The organism is Hyphomicrobium sp., from assembly GCF_036780825.1.
Classification (GTDB): domain Bacteria; phylum Pseudomonadota; class Alphaproteobacteria; order Rhizobiales; family Hyphomicrobiaceae; genus Hyphomicrobium_C.
On sequence record NZ_DAIQCD010000037.1, the window covers coordinates 12657 to 27873 of the forward strand.

Annotated in this window: 16 protein-coding genes and 1 tRNA gene; 8 read left to right on the forward strand and 9 right to left on the reverse strand. The window is 63.4% G+C overall.

Annotated elements, in window-relative coordinates; genetic code table 11:
• The first annotated feature begins 116 nt into the window (after positions 1 to 116).
• On the forward strand, positions 117 to 401 hold the full coding sequence (locus V7P99_RS12540; protein WP_333795165.1) for a PepSY domain-containing protein: 285 nt from the start codon (positions 117 to 119) through the stop codon (positions 399 to 401).
• Between the two features lie 15 nt (positions 402 to 416).
• Here the strand turns inward: V7P99_RS12540 and V7P99_RS12545 are convergent, their stop codons facing one another.
• The gene (locus V7P99_RS12545) at positions 417 to 665 is read right to left on the reverse strand and encodes a plasmid stabilization protein (RefSeq protein ID WP_333795179.1); all 249 of its coding nucleotides are present in this window, start codon (positions 663 to 665) and stop codon (positions 417 to 419) included.
• A 181-nt stretch (positions 666 to 846) separates the two neighbouring features.
• Here V7P99_RS12545 and serA point away from each other — a divergent pair, with 181 nt between their 5' ends.
• On the forward strand, positions 847 to 2445 hold the full coding sequence (gene serA / locus V7P99_RS12550; RefSeq protein ID WP_333795166.1) for a phosphoglycerate dehydrogenase: 1599 nt from the start codon (positions 847 to 849) through the stop codon (positions 2443 to 2445).
• A 41-nt stretch (positions 2446 to 2486) separates the two neighbouring features.
• Positions 2487 to 3653 (forward strand): phosphoserine transaminase, encoded by a 1167-nt coding sequence (locus V7P99_RS12555; RefSeq protein ID WP_333795167.1) that lies wholly within the window; start codon positions 2487 to 2489, stop codon positions 3651 to 3653.
• Between the two features lie 143 nt (positions 3654 to 3796).
• On the opposite strand, the gene yihA is transcribed toward V7P99_RS12555, so the two are convergent.
• The 4 genes from yihA to rpmH form a co-directional block, all read right to left on the reverse strand.
• Positions 3797 to 4444, reverse strand: coding sequence for a ribosome biogenesis GTP-binding protein YihA/YsxC (gene yihA, locus V7P99_RS12560; protein ID WP_333795168.1), 648 nt, complete (start codon positions 4442 to 4444; stop codon positions 3797 to 3799).
• The gene (gene yidC, locus V7P99_RS12565; RefSeq protein ID WP_333795169.1) at positions 4441 to 6315 is read right to left on the reverse strand and encodes a membrane protein insertase YidC; all 1875 of its coding nucleotides are present in this window, start codon (positions 6313 to 6315) and stop codon (positions 4441 to 4443) included. Before yidC ends, yihA begins: the two co-directional genes overlap by 4 nt.
• 99 nt (positions 6316 to 6414) lie before the next feature.
• Entirely contained in the window at positions 6415 to 6825 is a 411-nt protein-coding gene (rnpA, locus tag V7P99_RS12570) for a ribonuclease P protein component (protein WP_333795170.1), read from the reverse strand.
• 180 nt (positions 6826 to 7005) lie between these two features.
• Positions 7006 to 7140: a 50S ribosomal protein L34 gene (gene rpmH / locus V7P99_RS12575; protein ID WP_333795171.1), complete on the reverse strand. Its 135-nt coding sequence runs from the start codon at positions 7138 to 7140 to the stop codon at positions 7006 to 7008.
• 284 nt (positions 7141 to 7424) lie between these two features.
• On the opposite strand from rpmH, the gene V7P99_RS12580 reads away from it, so the two are divergent.
• From V7P99_RS12580 to V7P99_RS12595, 4 genes are all read left to right on the forward strand, one after another.
• Positions 7425 to 8918: a dihydrolipoyl dehydrogenase family protein gene (locus V7P99_RS12580; protein ID WP_333795172.1), complete on the forward strand. Its 1494-nt coding sequence runs from the start codon at positions 7425 to 7427 to the stop codon at positions 8916 to 8918.
• 151 nt (positions 8919 to 9069) lie between these two features.
• On the forward strand, positions 9070 to 10590 hold the full coding sequence (locus V7P99_RS12585; RefSeq protein ID WP_333795173.1) for a sensor histidine kinase: 1521 nt from the start codon (positions 9070 to 9072) through the stop codon (positions 10588 to 10590).
• A 160-nt stretch (positions 10591 to 10750) separates the two neighbouring features.
• A tRNA-Arg gene (locus tag V7P99_RS12590) sits at positions 10751 to 10827 on the forward strand.
• A gap of 149 nt (positions 10828 to 10976) precedes the next feature.
• Positions 10977 to 11324 (forward strand): hypothetical protein, encoded by a 348-nt coding sequence (locus V7P99_RS12595; RefSeq protein WP_333795174.1) that lies wholly within the window; start codon positions 10977 to 10979, stop codon positions 11322 to 11324.
• Between the two features lie 130 nt (positions 11325 to 11454).
• Here V7P99_RS12595 and V7P99_RS12600 read toward each other — a convergent pair whose 3' ends face one another.
• The 4 genes from V7P99_RS12600 to V7P99_RS12615 form a co-directional block, all read right to left on the reverse strand.
• Complete coding sequence (locus tag V7P99_RS12600; RefSeq protein WP_333795175.1) at positions 11455 to 11922, reverse strand: hypothetical protein; 468 nt, start codon at positions 11920 to 11922, stop codon at positions 11455 to 11457.
• Positions 11923 to 11986: 64 nt separating this feature from the next.
• Positions 11987 to 12457, reverse strand: coding sequence for a P27 family phage terminase small subunit (locus V7P99_RS12605; RefSeq protein ID WP_333795176.1), 471 nt, complete (start codon positions 12455 to 12457; stop codon positions 11987 to 11989).
• Positions 12458 to 12618: 161 nt separating this feature from the next.
• Positions 12619 to 12804, reverse strand: a complete 186-nt coding sequence (locus V7P99_RS12610; protein WP_333795177.1) for a hypothetical protein — start codon at positions 12802 to 12804, stop codon at positions 12619 to 12621.
• Between the two features lie 2 nt (positions 12805 to 12806).
• On the reverse strand, positions 12807 to 14513 hold the full coding sequence (locus tag V7P99_RS12615) for a tape measure protein (RefSeq protein WP_333795178.1): 1707 nt from the start codon (positions 14511 to 14513) through the stop codon (positions 12807 to 12809).
• Positions 14514 to 14751: 238 nt separating this feature from the next.
• Between V7P99_RS12615 and V7P99_RS14770 the strand changes: the two genes are divergently transcribed.
• Positions 14752 to 15217 (forward strand): XdhC family protein (locus tag V7P99_RS14770; protein ID WP_442909903.1); only part of this gene is annotated, 466 nt, incomplete at its 3' end.

Genomic DNA, 15217 nt, shown 5'->3' on the forward strand with positions numbered 1-15217 from the left:
GCGGCTGACAATCTCCTGACATCCCGGGTCAGCGCGCAATCAGCGGCTGCGATGCAAGATGCAGGCGTTCGGTCGCAAGCGGCCGGACGCCCTGCAATATAGACGGAGACGATCCCATGAAGAAGCTCTTGGCTGTTTCGGCCCTCATCTTCACGCTCGGCACGCCGGCCCTCGCCGGCGATGACGATTACATTGGCCCGCTCAATGTGCCGCGCGAACAATGGCTGCCAATCTCGCAGGTGGTCCAGAAGCTCGAAGCGGCGGGATATACCGTACGCGAGATCGAAGCCGATGACGGCGTCTATGAATTCGAGGGAACGGACGCTTCCGGCAACCGGATTGAGGGCCACGCTCATCCCGGGACCGGCGAGGTGCTCAGCACCCGCCCCGACGACGACTGACTCAGCCGGCGAGGATCACGAGGCGCGGCGCTTCCGCGTTCTCGCCGCTTTCCGCGCCGCAGCGCTTCGTGCTGCGGCCGGACGTGACGCGGAGGCTTGGCCGCCGAGCTTGCCGCCCTTGCGCGCTGCTGGCCGCGTCGTCGTCTTGCGGCGTCCGGAGCCGCCCGGCATCAGGCCGCCGCCGTCATCTTTGTTGACCGTCGCCCACGCCCGGCGTTCGGCCTCCTTCTTCCCCACACCTCGTTTCTCATAGCCCTCGGCGATATGATCAGCCTACTTGGCCGTGTCTCCTCGGGGCATGGGACCCTCCTTTCTCACATCACTTGAACAGCACCGTCGCCCTTGCGGTTCCCGTTTGCTGCTTTGGTCGATGTCATGAGTTGAGGCTTGCCCTCGATCGCCAACGCATCCACAAAAGAAAGGAAGGAACCAGAGGGCTCACGGAATGACTGAGACCTTTCGCGTGCTCATCGCCGACCCGATACACGAGGACGGGCGCAAACTTCTCGAAAGCGGCGGACCGCTTTCCGTGGATGTGGAAACGGGCCTCGACACCGAGAGCCTTGTGGCTCGCATCCCGCACTACGATGCGCTGATCGTGCGCTCGAAGACGAAGGTGACGGCGCCGGTGATCGCTGCCGGCCACGCGCTGAAGGCGATCGGGCGCGCCGGCATCGGCGTTGACAACATCGATGTGGCGGCCGCGACGGAGCGCGGTATCGTCGTGTTCAACACGCCGGACGCCAACGCGACGACCACCGCCGAGCTCACCATCGCACACCTGTTGTCGCTCTCACGCCATCTGCCCCAGGCCGACCGCTCCGTGCGTGCCGGAGATTGGAAGCCCGCCCGCTTCATCGGCTCGGAGATCGCCGGAAAAACGCTCGGTATCATCGGTTTCGGCACCATCGGCCGCCTGGTTGCGGTGCGTGCCGCCGGCTTGAAGATGCGCGTGCTGGCCTATGATCCATTCGTCAAGCCAGAGCTCATGGCCGAGCACGCAGCCGAGCCGCGCAACCTCGAGGAATTGCTCGCCGAAGCGGACTATGTGAGCCTCCATTGCCCACTCATCGACAAGACTCGCAATCTCATGGACGCAAGCCGCATCGCACGCATGAAGACGGGCGCCCGTCTCATCAACTGCGCCCGCGGCGGCCTCGTCGACGAGACGGCGCTCGCCGCGGCGATTGAGGCGGGACATCTCGCCGGCGCTGCTCTCGATGTGTTCGCCGAGGAGCCTCCGAAGGCTTCGCCCCTGCTCGCGCTCGACCACGTTGTCATGACCCCCCATCTCGGAGCCTCGACGGTGGAAGCGCAGCAAGCTGTCAGTCTGCGTATCGCAGAAGATATCGCCCGCTTTCTCACCACCGGAGCGACGGAGACTGCCCTTAACCTGCCCCGCATCTCGAACGAGCAGCTTGGGCGGACGCGCCCCTACCAGGAGCTGGCGCGCGCGCTCGGAGGGCTCGTCTCTGCGTTGAGCGACGGTCCCATACGCGAGCTTGTGGTGCGCGTGTTCGGCGCCGCGTCCAAGCTCGATCCCCGCCCGATTACGGCGGACGCGCTCGTAGGTCTCCTCAGCGCGCGGCTCGCAGGCCCCGTCAATCGCGTGAATGCGGCGCACCTCGCGCGTGCTCAGGGGATCGAGGTGCGTGAATCGCGCTCCGAGCAGGCGCGCGACTACGTTTCACTGCTCGAGATCTGCGCCGTCACGGAAACGGCGACCAAGACCGTCGCCGGGACGCTCCTCGGCGGCCGCCTGCCGCGTCTCGTGCGGATCGATTCGTTCAACGTCGAGGCCGTGCCGAGAGGGCCGTTCCTGTTCACGCGCCATTCGGATCAGCCAGGCGTGGTCGCGGCACTCGGCGCCATATTGGCGCGAGAAGGTGTCAACATCTCTGCCATGCATGTCGGCCTCGACGCCAATGGCGGCAGCGAGCGGGCGATCGCGCTGATCAGCATCTCGGCACCGCTTTCCCCAGACGCTCTCGCCGAGATCGAGGCGCTGCCCGCAATCGATAAAGTCTCGGCGTTCGAGCTCTAATCGCCATTGCTGCAAGACATCCGGTATCGAGGATGCGGATCGTGACCATGCCAGCCAAGCCTGCCCATAAGCCGTCCAACCCGCGGTTTTCATCGGGGCCCTGCACCAAGCGCCCCGGCTGGACGCGGGACGCTCTCGCGGATGCGCTTCTCGGCCGCTCTCACCGGTCGAAGGACGGCAAGGCCCGCCTCAAGCTCGCCATCACCCGGACGCGCGCAATCCTGGCCCCGCCGGAGGATTTCCATATCGGCATCGTGCCCGGATCCGATACCGGGGCGTTCGAGGCGGCGCTGTGGTCGCTTCTTGGCGCGCGCGGAGTCGATGTCCTGGCCTGGGAAAGCTTCGGCAAGGGCTGGGTGACCGATGTCGTCAAACACCTCAAGGTGGACGATGTGCGCATTCTGGAAGCCGACTACGGAGTCCTGCCGGACCTCACCAAGGCCGACTTCACGCGCGATGTCGTGTTCACCTGGAACGGCACTACGTCGGGCGTGCGCGTGCCGGACGGCGACTGGATTCCCGCCGATCGCAAAGGCCTGACCTTGATCGACGCCACCAGCGCCATCTTCGCCCAGCCGATCGACTGGTCGAAGGCCGACGTCGTGACCTACTCCTGGCAGAAGGTGCTCGGCGGCGAAGGCGCCCACGGCATGCTGATCCTGAGCCCCCGCGCCATCGCCCGGCTGGAGAGCCACGTGCCGGCCTGGCCTCTGCCCAAGCTGTTTCGCCTGACCAAGAAGGGCCAGCTCAACGCCGCGATCTTCGAAGGCGAGACGATCAACACGCCGTCGATGCTCTGCGTCGAGGATTATCTCGACGCGCTGGCCTGGGCAGAAAGCATCGGCGGCCTCAAGGGCCTCATGGCACGTGCCGACGCCAATGCACGCGTCGTATTCGACTGGATCGCGCGTACGCCATGGATCGAGAACCTGGCTGTCGATCCGGCCACGCGCTCGAACACCTCGGTGTGCCTTAGGATCGTCGATGCGGATATCCTGGCGCGCCCGGAAGCGGAGCAAGCCGCGTTCGTCAAAGCGCTGGTCGCCCGTCTCGAGGCGGAAGGCGCCGCCTTCGATATCGGCTCCCACCGTGACGCCCCGGTCGGGCTGCGCATCTGGACCGGTGCCACCGTCGAGACGGCCGACCTCGAACGCCTGACGCCGTGGCTCGACTGGGCGTTCGCCGTCGGGAAGTCCGATCTGGCCTGACGCAAGCTTGATAAAAATTTAGAGCCATTCCGATTTAAGTGGAATCAGGGAACGGCTCTAACTTTCTGTTTGATCGTGCTTCTTATCGGATACCTTAAGTGCACGGCTTCGCCATGACCGGTTCCCACTTTTCCGGAAGCCCTTCAAGCGCGCAGAAGCGCCGCCAGCGTCGCGCGGAGCTCTTCGATCCCGGAGCCCTTCTCTGACGACGTCGTCAGCACAATGGGAAACGCCGCCGGGTGCTTCGAGATGGCCGCCTCCGTGGCCGCACGCACGGCAGCGAGCGCCGGGACGCTGATCTTATCGGCTTTCGTCAGCACGATCTGGTACGGCACGGCGGCCGTGTCGAGCATGGACATGATCTCGCGGTCCGGCGGCTTGAGGCCATGGCGGCTGTCGGCGAGCACGAACACGCGCCGAAGCGTCGGCCGCCCCCGGAGATAGGCGCGGACCAGCTTTGTCCAGGCCGCCACCTTGTCCTTCGGGGCGCGGGCGAAGCCATAGCCCGGCATGTCCACGAGGTAGAGCGGCTCTTCAGCGGGTGCGAAGAAGTTGAGCTCCTGCGTGCGCCCCGGCGTGTTCGATGTGCGCGCGAGGCCGCCATTGCGAACCGTGGCGTTGATGAGGCTCGACTTGCCGACGTTCGATCGTCCGGCAAACGCGACCTCCGTCCATCCGTCGTCGGGCAGCCCGTCGAGCGCCACGACGCCTTTCACGAAGTGCCAGGGCTTGGCGACGAGGCGCTCGCCCGCCGCCAGATCCTCCAGACTAAAGAGGCCCGCGTCGGTCATCCCTTCGTTTCGGATTTGGATTCGCCCTTGATCCCGATCAGCCGCCCCAGGGATACGAACGTTCGCTTGAGGTTGCCGACGAGGTGCACCTCCGCGCCCTGCTGGGTCGTGATGTACCACTGCTGCGCGATCGAGAGCACGTTGTTCCAGGCCCAGTAGATCACGAGGCCCGCCGGGAACGAAGCCAGCAGGAACGTGAACAAGAGCGGCATGAACGAGAAGATCTGCTGCTGGATGGGATCCGGCTGCGGCGGGTTGAGTTGCATCTGAACCCACATCGTGAGGCCCATGATGACCGGCCAAACGCCGATATGCAGGAACTCCGGCACCGCAAACGGCAGGAGGCCGAAGAGATTAAAGAGCGACGTTGGATCGGCCGCGGACAGGTCCTGGATCCAGCCGAAGAACGGCGCATGGCGCATGTCGATCGAGACGAACAGCACCTTATAGAGCGCGAAGAAGACCGGAATCTGCACCAGGATCGGCAGACAGCCTGCCAGAGGGTTGATCTTCTCCTTCTGGTAAAGCGCCATCAGCTCCTGCTGCTGCTTGGCTTTGTCGTCCTTGTAGCGCTCGCGAAGCTGCTCCATCTGCGGCTGCAGCTTCTTCATCTTGGCCATGCTGGCATAGCTCTTGTTGGCGAGCGGGAAGAACGCCGCCTTCACCATCACGGTGACGGCAAGGATGGCGAGGCCGAAGTTGCCGAGAATGCCGTAGAGCCAGGCGATGACATAGTAGAGCGGCTTGGTGATGAAGTAGAACCATCCCCAGTCGATCAGGAGCTCGAACTTCTCGATGCCGAGCGACGCCTCATACCCTTCGATGAGCTTCACCTGCTTGGCGCCGGCGTAGAGGTGGCCTTCGACGGTATGCGTCGCGCCGGCCGCGATCGGCTGGACGCCGAGCTGATAGTCCGTCCAAAAGATCTCTTGTGACGCTGCTGCACCCGAGTTCTGGCCGCGGAAGCTCGCCGCATAGGCGGTCTTCTGATCAGGGATCAGCGCCGCCGCCCAGTATTTATCCGTGATGCCAAGCCAGCCGCCGACCTTGCTATCGAAGCTCTTGCCACCGCCGTCCTTGAGCACGTCTGCGAAGGGGATCTCCTGCAGGCCCGCATCGCCCGGCACCCCGATGAGGCCCTCATGCAGAATGGTGCTGTAGCCGGACGTAAGCGGCGTTCCGAAACGGTAGAGGCGGGCGTAGGGCGTCAGAACGATGTCGCCCGACGTGGTGTTTTGCACCGTGTCGGAGACCTTGAGCATGTAGTGCTCATCGATGCTGATGTTGCGCTGGAACTTGAGCCCCTGGCCGTTGTCCCAGGTAAGCGTCACCGGCGTCGCGGGCGTCAGCTTGGCCCCGCTCTCCGCATGCCAGACCGTCTCGCTATCCGGAAGAGGCATCGGCGAGCCGACTGAGCCCTGCCAGCCGTATTCGGCAAAATAGGCGTGCGGCGCTCCGAGCGGCGAGAAGAGCACGACGTTGGGACTCTTGGGATCCACCGTCTCGCGATAGTTGACCAGCACCAGATCGTCGATGAGGCCGCCCTTGAGCGAGATCGATCCGGTCACCGACGGCGTCTCGATCAGCACGCGTTCCGATCGGGCGAGCGCCTCCGTCCGCGTGCCCGTCGCCAGCGTCGGAAGTGGTTGGGCCGGCTGCGCCGGCTGAACCGATCCCGGCAGCGTCGGCACGACCGGAGAAGCCGCGCCGGATTTGCCGGCGTCGTCCTTCACGACCTGCTCGCGCTGCGCCTTCTCGTGCTGGTCCTTGATCTGCGGTCCGGCATAGAAGAGCTGCCAGCCCAGCATCACGGCCATCGACAATGCGACGGCAATGAGAAGATTTCTTTGATCGTCTGGGCGCTGGCTCATAAAGACCTCGGATACGGCGGCACCGCATGCCCTGTCGTCGAATCGGGCGGCCGGCAAGTTTTTAGATTGGTTCTCTTACAACCCGTGCAGGGGTCTCTACTATGGGCGTTTGCGCGCGGACGCATCGGCCCGTTTTGTCGTTTTGCCACTGGCCGCGCTTGTCGCAGGGTGATGCACGCGATGGAGGGCCCGTTCAAGGTCTTTCTTGAGATCCTCGAAGGGCCTCTCACGCGCCAGAGCGCGGCCGACAAGTACGTAATCGTGGCCGGCGCGCGCGTGTGCCGGCGCCACGAGGGCAACGGCAGCCTTGAGTCGGCGGCGAATGCGGTTGCGCACAACAGCCCCGCCGAGCTTCTTCGTGACCGTATAGCCGAAGCGGGGGCCGGCGGCTATTGCCGGGGCCTCCACGACGCGGGCTCGCGTTTCCAGAACGAAAGAAGGCGTCGCACAGCGCGCGCCTCCCCGGAGCCTCAGGTATTCAGATCTTTTCTTGAGCGTTTCGACAGCCACGACGTTACTCCCGCGGAGCGGGCTCTGCTCTGGCTGCGCCTTGCGCCTGCCCTGGCCGGAGGCGCGATGCTCCGGAGTCAGAAGGCTTCCCCGCATGGGAAACCGTGTTTCGCTGGCAGGCAGGCATAAAGCAACGAGGCAGCGGGCTTCCGCGTTTTTTACGCGTAACGCCGAAAAACTCTACGCCGACAGGCGCTTGCGGCCCTTTGCGCGGCGGCGCGCGAGAACTTTCACGCCACCCGGCGTGCTCATGCGTGCGCGAAAGCCGTGCCGGCGCTTGCGCACGAGCTTGCTCGGTTGATAGGTCCGTTTCACGGCTGTTACTCCAATCGAAATTGAATGCGGGCGCGCCCGGCGCCGGCAAAACCAGCCGTCCAGGGCTCATCATTATGGGACGCAGGCTTATAGGTTGCAGGCTCGCCGAAGTCAATCGGCATCCTGCACGCCAAGCAGCCGGACATTTCGTCTATCGGCATCCGAAATCCATTGTGAGTCAAGGGCGGAGAGGTACCGGATAACCTTGCCAGGCGGCGCGGAGCGGGGAAAGCTCATCAGGCACCGCCTGGACCGGAGGGCGACCAAAGATTTGGAGCGATCGCATGACGCACGCCAACCCCGTCTCCGAAGCGCCCGAAACGGCCGCACGGGCGCCCGCCGAGCCTTCCGTTGCGCTGGCCGGCGAGCAGCTGACTGCCGACCTCTGCATCATCGGAGCAGGGTCCGGAGGCATCGCCCTAGCGACCATGGCGGCCACGTTCGGACGCAAAGTCGTTCTCGTCGAGAAGCAAAGGATGGGCGGCGGCGGCCTCGCCGGATCGATCCCATCGAAAGCCCTCGTCATCGCCGGCCGCCGCGCCCAGGCCATGCGGACGGCCTCCGCCTTCGGCATCGCGGCGGTAGAGCCCCAAATCGACATCCGCGCCGTAGCTGGTCACGTCCGGTCAGTCATATCAACCGTGGCCCCCAATGATTCAGTCGAGCGTCTGACGGGCCTTGGCGTCCGCGTCATTCACGGCTCCGCCCGCTTTCTAGACAAGCGCACCCTGCTCGCCGGCGACTATCGCGTGAGAGCCCGCCGCTTCGTCGTTGCCAGCGGCTCCTCGCCCGCGCTTCCCGACATCCCGGGCCTCGAAGTGTGCCCGCATTTCACCAACGAGACGATCTTCGACGCCGACCGCAAGATCCCCCATCTCCTGATCATCGGCGCCGGCCCCGTGGGGCTCGAGTTAGCGCAGGCGCACCACCGCCTCGGCAGCCGCGTCACGGTCGTCGACGCCGGCCGCGCCCTCGGCAAGGACGATCCCGAAGCCGCCGCTGCCGTCGTGAGGGCTCTACGCGCTGAAGGCATCGACATCCGCGAGGACGCCAAGGTTGAACGCGTCGAGGCGATCGCCGGCCATGTGCGAGCTCACCTCGCCTCCACCAACGGCGCGGAGACCGTGGAGGCCTCTCACCTCCTCGTCGCGGCCGGCCGCGTCCCGAACGTCTCCGACCTCAACCTCGACGCAGCAGGCGTTCGGACTAGCCCCCACGGGATTGTCGTGAACGATGGGCTCAGAACCTCCAATCGGCGCATCTACGCGATCGGCGACGTCACCGGCAGCCCCCGCTTCAGCCACGTCGCAAGCCACCAGGCAGAGATCGTGCTGCGGCGCATCCTTTTCCGGCTCCCGGCCAAGTTCGACCCGACGCTGGTTCCCTGGGTCACCTTCACCGACCCGGAGCTAGCGCACGTCGGATTGAGCGAGGATCAGGCGCGCGCCGCCAACATGCGCATCGAGGTGCTGCGCTGGCCCTTTACCGAGAACGATCGCGCCCACGCCGAGCACCAAACCCTTGGCCACGTCAAAATCATCACCGCCAAGGGCCGCGTCGCCGGCGCCACCATTGTGGGCCCGAATGCCGGCGAGCTGATCCAGATCTGGTCTCTCGCCGTCGCCCAGAAGCTTCATATCTCGGCGCTGGCCGGCTACGTCGCGCCCTATCCAACCCTGGGCGAAGCCGGCAAGCGCGCCGCCCTCCGCCACTACGCGGCCCTGCCAGCGCGCTCGATTGTCCGTAAGCTCATCAACTTCCTTGCCAGGCTTGGCTAGCGGGACTTCTGCCTCCATATCTCTCGGGGTAGGATCTTGATCATGCTCCGCGATCGGACGGATCCGGCCCGCCCGCGCAGATGACAGGCTGAACGCGAAATGCGAGAATCGGGCGAACCTTAAAGCCGGGGCCGCTGCTGCGAGTTGAAGCATGCCTCTCGATACGAGCGAGCAAGAAATCGAAACGACGGAGAAACGGCAGCTGTCCGTCTTGCCGTGGCTGCGCGCGAGCGCTGCGACGCTCCGGCAGGGTTGGCTGCGCATCGGCCTACCTGCAAAGCTGCTCTTCCTTACGGCCGTCTTCGTCATGCTGGCCGAGATCCTGATCTTTCTACCCTCGATCGCCAACTATCGGGTGAGCTGGCTTAACGACCGCCTCACGGCCGCGAACGTTGCCGCCCTTGCCGCCGAAGCCGTGCCGGGCCGCAACGTTCCTCCGGCGCTTCGCAACGAGCTGACCCGCACGGCGCTGGTCCGCGCGATCGCCATCCGCCGCGGCGGCATCCGCCGTCTCGTTCTGCCCCCCGTGACGGAGATCTCGATCGACGACCACTTCGACCTGCGCGACCCGCCGGATCTGACCTTCGGCCAGGAGCTCGGCCTGCGCCTCTCGCGCATTGGCGATTCGCTCGCCGTCTTTTTCGCCCCCGACGACCGGGTGATCCGCGTCGTCGGACATCTCGGTCCGCGCTTCGACGATGTGATCGAGGTGGTGCTGCCTGAGGAGCCGCTGAAACGGGCCATGGTCAGCTACGGCATGAACATCGTCTATCTCTCGATCATGATCTCGCTGATTACGGCCGCGCTCGTCTATTTCGCCATCAGCGCGCTTCTCGTACGGCCGATGATGCGTCTCTCGCGCAATATGCTGCGCTTCGGCGAAAACCCGGAGGATGCGAGCCGCATCATCACGCCATCTGGCCGCTCCGACGAGATCGGCACCGCGGAGCGCGAGCTTGCCCATATGCAGCGACAGCTCGCCCAGGCGCTCATTCAGAAAAACCGCCTCGCCCAGCTCGGCCTCGCCGTGAGCAAGATCAGCCACGACCTGCGCAACATGCTGGCCAACGCTCAGCTGATCTCCGACCGCCTGACGGCCATCCCGGATCCGACCGTGCAGCAGTTCGCCCCAAAGCTGATCGCCTCCCTCGACCGCGCCATCAACTTCTGCAACACGTCGCTGCGCTTTGGTCGCGCCGAGGAGGCCGAGCCACGGCGCGAGCTGATGCGTCTGAAGCCGCTTCTCGAAGAGGTTGCCGAAGGCCTCGGCCTTTCACCGGAAGGCAAAATCAGCTGGATCGTCGATGCCGACGAGCAGCTTTTGATCGACGCCGACCACGAGCATCTTTTCCGCGTCTTGAGCAACCTGACGCGTAACGCCGTACAAGCCATCGAAAGCCACGCGGACGGCACGGGCGAGATCCACGTCAAAGCCTGGCGCGACGGCCGCAAGGTCTTCATCGAGATGACCGACACCGGACCCGGCATCCCGGAGCACACGCGCAAGAAGCTCTTCCGCCCCTTCCAGGCCTCGACGCGTAAGGATGGCTCGGGCCTAGGGCTCGCCATCGCTTCCGAGTTGGTCGGCGTCCACGGCGGCAAGCTCGAGCTTCTCGACACATCGATCGGAGCCACGTTCCTAATCGAGCTTCCCGACCGCTCCGTGCGCTGAATTCGCGCACCCACCGCGAGTTTCGCGACTTTAGCGCCTCGGCTCCATCAAGAGGCTTGCACTTGCCTGTCTCTCATATTAGGAGTTGCGGCCTTGCGAGGCTGCTGACGGCATCTCCCGTCCCGGTTTCGCTTCGGCCATACAACGGCTTGCAAAGAAAGCGCCCGTAGCTCAGCTGGATAGAGCACCAGACTACGAATCTGGGGGTCAGAGGTTCGAATCCTTTCGGGCGCGCCAGTCTTTTCAAGACTTTAGCTGATATTCACACCTACTCGTGTTGTACCGGGGTCCCGTAGGGTCCCTTGATGATTGTGGACAACATCAATACAGGACGAGCGATTGACCTCCACTCCGCATACCCTCTAATCAGTGATAAGGGGGTGACGATGGTTGACATCGCGGCCGGCTACACTGCGCTCAAGACAGCTTACGACATTGCCAAAGGTCTGAAGGACATTGATGATCGCGTAACACTCGACGCGGCTATCATCGATCTTCAAGAGAGGATTCTTTCGGCCCAAGAGGCAACGTCGGAAGCAAGAGACTGCATCAAAATGCTTGAGGCTGAAATAGCCGATAGAGATGCATGGCAAAACACAGAAGCTCGGTATGCGCTGAAAGATTACGGCGGTAACACCTTTTCTTATGAGCTAAAGCCAGATCAGGGGGAGCCTCTTCATCGCGCATGCCCCAATTGTTTTCAGAAGCGAACGCGATCAATTCTTCAGTATTAATTCGCGACACCTCGCAACGAGAACGCTACGAGTGCTCTTCTTGCGACAAAACGTTTTCTTTTGGGCAGCCACAGCCCATATACGTCGGAACCGCTCAACCCCATGGTAACCCGCGTTGCTCCGCTTTCCTTCAGTCCGCCGTCTCAAACACCCGCCGCGTGATTTCCTTCAGATCAAGCACGATGAAGCCGCTCGCCGCAATGCCAAGATCATCGCACGCGAAGCCCTGGCCGGGGTGCGGATGCGCGTTGGCCGTCAGCCGATAGGACAGCGAACCCATATCGACGGAGCGGCTGAACTCGATATGTGAGCGCCCGCTGGCTGGATCGAAAGCGAACAGCGCCGGGAACGCGTCACGCGGTTGGCTGAACTCCGCCATGAGGCATTTGACCAAGCGCACGCGGTCCACACGCGACGCGCACATGCGCTCGAGGTCGGACGCAACCAGAAGCTCGATGGCCTTGACCGCTGTCACGTGCCCTTCGGGCGCGTCGGCGTGGCTTTCGTCAAAGGTCTTAGCGTGGAGGTAGGCGCGCAGGCTCGATTCCGAGCGTTGTGCGAGTTTCGCAAGTTTGTGAAGGGGAATGCTTTCGGCCATGGGATGCTCCGCTTATCGATGCGGAGAGGCTGGCCGAACGCTTATGACCGCGCAAATTTCGAGACTAGATAGGCTTCCGCCCGAGCAGGCCGGCGAACTTTCCGACAAAAGGCGTTTCACCGCGCTTAGGGATGCTGAGCCTAGCGCCAGGGTGGAGCCCGAGCAGACCTGCGGTCCGGTGCAGCGTGTCGGCGGCCAGCTTCCATACGCGCACGGCCGGGTTGGTCGTCTGCCCCCTCGCTGTGAAGACCGTAAGGCCACCCTCGGAAATCTCGTTTTGCGCTTTGACCAGCATGCTCCACGCCAAGGCATGTTGGCTCAAGACGACCTCATGCGCGGCGCTGTACATCGTCGGCGGCATGACGGCTAGGACGCGATCCCATTCCCCCGAAGCGAGCGCATCCGCGGCCACGACGGAGGGCTTCTGCGCGGGAAGTTCTACGATGATCTCGTTATCCGCGATCGGCCGCTTGCCCGGATTGCCCTCGAGCAGACGGATGACATTGCTTTTCGGCTTCCTGCCTCTTTTTGCCATCTAAAACAGCCTTTTGAAAAATCTGGTATTTCGCGAATTTGAAAATGTGTCCCCCCGGCGGCGGTCCCCGAGGTCGTTTGCCTAAAAGATTTGATGAAACAGCAGCTCAGTTCAGCCGCTCGTTCGTCTCGCGCCTCAGCGCCTCACAGTGCGCATCGAGCTTAGCGACGGTCGCCATGAAGGCCCGACATGAAGGCCCGACATGCCGCGACGAGCTGCGTCGTGTCCTTTCCTTCAAGCACCGCACGTCCGATCGCGGTCATCGTGTCAGCGATGCGGGCTTTACCAACAACAACCTCTGTATCGAGGACAAGGAGCAGCTCGCGTTTGGGGGTCAATTTGCTCATGGTTATGCTCGTCTATCCAAGACCACCTGGCCGCCGTTGCGCTGGAACTCAAGCAACGCTTCCGCAATGCCTGCCACCTGATTGCCGGAATAAAGCTGGTCCGAAGAGATGCCTTGAACGAACAACGAGCGGGAAACACTTGCGGCGCCGCCTTGTGCTCCCGTGGCGCCCTGTGCCGATGCCGCGCTTGGCGTTGCTGTGGCGCCGCCCTTGCTGGCCTTGTTTGTGTTCTGGATCGCGCGCACCTGCGCAAAGCCCATAGCCGCCGTCATCGATGCCGCGGCGTAGCTGTACGGGGGCAGCAGCGTCAGGGCCTTGGAAACGCCCTCGAAAGTATTGATGAGCGCAGAAGCGATCGCGGCGGTCTTGCTGCCCTCGAACATGCTGTCGAGAAACTGTCCGGTCGTGGAAAGCAAGGCGCGCTGGGAACGCTCGACTTGCCGGTCGACGGTCTCTTTCATGTCACCGTAGTCTCGCCAGCCTATGGAGCCTTGCCGCACCGCCTCGTTCAAGGCCCGCATCTTTTCCTCGGCGGTCTGCATCTGATCGCCAACGAGGTCTTCAAGCGTCAGCATCTGAGACTCGCGGATTTCGTCCCAGGTCTCTTTCATCTCACGAAGCTGCTCGTCATAGGTCGGCGGGATGATCGATGCGGCCCACGGATCGGGCGCAGCGGCTGTGCGCTTCGCACCTTTGGCGTTGGGATCGAAATCCCCCGGCCTCACCTCCGTCTGCCAATTCGTCATGGGGTCAACACCCGCGGCAGCGTCCCACGCGGCGGAGAAATCCTTACCCTTCCACGCTTTGAACCACGTCCACCACGAGGCGCCATCCTTCCATTTTTGGTTGGCATTGCCGATGGCCTCAGCCATCTTGTCGAATTCGTTGGCGATCGCGGCACTCGCGCCCGCGCTCTTGTCCGCGATTCCGACGAACTCGAGGAGTTTAGAGTTGAGCTGTGTCAGGCCTTGTTCGATCGTCGGTGCCGTTTTCCGGAACCGCTCATCGAGCTCCGAAAGGCTGCCGACCACCGCGTCCACAACGATGTCGCCGGTAATCTTGCCCTGCTCGCCCATCCGCTTGAGCTCGCCCGTCGTGACCCCGAGCTTGCGCGCGATCAGATCAGCGACGATCGGCATCTGCTCCATCACCGAATTGAGCTCCTGGCCGCGCAGCACGCCCGCCGCCAAGCCCTGCGAGAGCTGCAAGAGCGCGCCGGCAGCTTCGGCCGAAGACGCGCCAGAAACCACGACGGCTTTGGAGAGCGCCTCGGTAAATTGCAGCACTTCATTCGTTGAAACGCCGGCGTCTTTAAGCGCGAAGGCGTAGCGGGAATAAAGGTCCGCAGTGTCGCCAACGCCTACGCGTGCATCTTGCGAGATTTCCATCAAGCGCCGCTGCACATATTCGAGCTCACCGGCGGATTTCGTCACGACGGCGAGCCGATTGCCCATGCGCGTGTACGCATCGGCCATCTCGCCGGCTGCCTTGATCGTTGCGCCAACCGCAAGGCCGCCTAGGGCCGCTTTCAAGCTGGCGCCAAGGCGCGCGAATGTCTTCTCAGTGCTCGAGACCTTGCGATTGGTGCGGCTCGCGAAGTTGCCGATCTCCTTACCGGACTGCGCGAGCGCGCGCCGAAGCTGCGCCGTATCGGCCTCAAGGCGGATCAGCAGTCGCTCGATTTCGCCGGCCATGTTGGGCTCGATCAATCGCGGGCATCCTAAGCACTCGCCTCGCGCTTGGGTCGCTGACCCAAATCGTCGCTTTTTCGACATTTGAGACATTCAACTGACAAGATAGCCTTGTCGAAGTCGTAGGCACGCGGCGACGGGCCTGCCTGTTTCGTTTCGAGTATTGTGCTTCGAGTTGACTATCGAAAGCTGCGTTGCCAGCATGAATATCGTATCTTTTGCGGCCAGGGTCGTCGAATGAAAGGCGCCCCTGGACATTTTCCGGTTCCTTCTTGACGCCTCGGGACGTGGCGAACGGACGGCGCTGGTGACCATCACCGACGTGACTGGCAGCTCATCCGGAGCGCCTGGAACTCACTTGGCCGTCAGCGAAACTGGCTCCTTCCGAGGCTCGGTGTCCGGCGGTTGCATAGAAGCCGCTTTGGTTGGGCTGGCCCAGCGTGCGATCGCCAGGAGAACATCCGAGAGGATCAGGCTGGGCGCCGGATCGCCTTACATCGATATCCGCCTCCCCTGCGGGGGTGGACTTGATCTTCTCGTGAGTCCCGATCCCACTGACGAAGTAGTGTCCCAGGTCCATGATTGGCTTGAGCAGCGCCAAGCTGTGTACCTCGCGCTGCATCCTGACGGGCGCATATGGACTGAACACAGCTCGTCCGTCGGACAGGTCGGCTGGTCAACCGACAGACTTCATGTGCGCCATGACCCGGAGCTCCGACTAG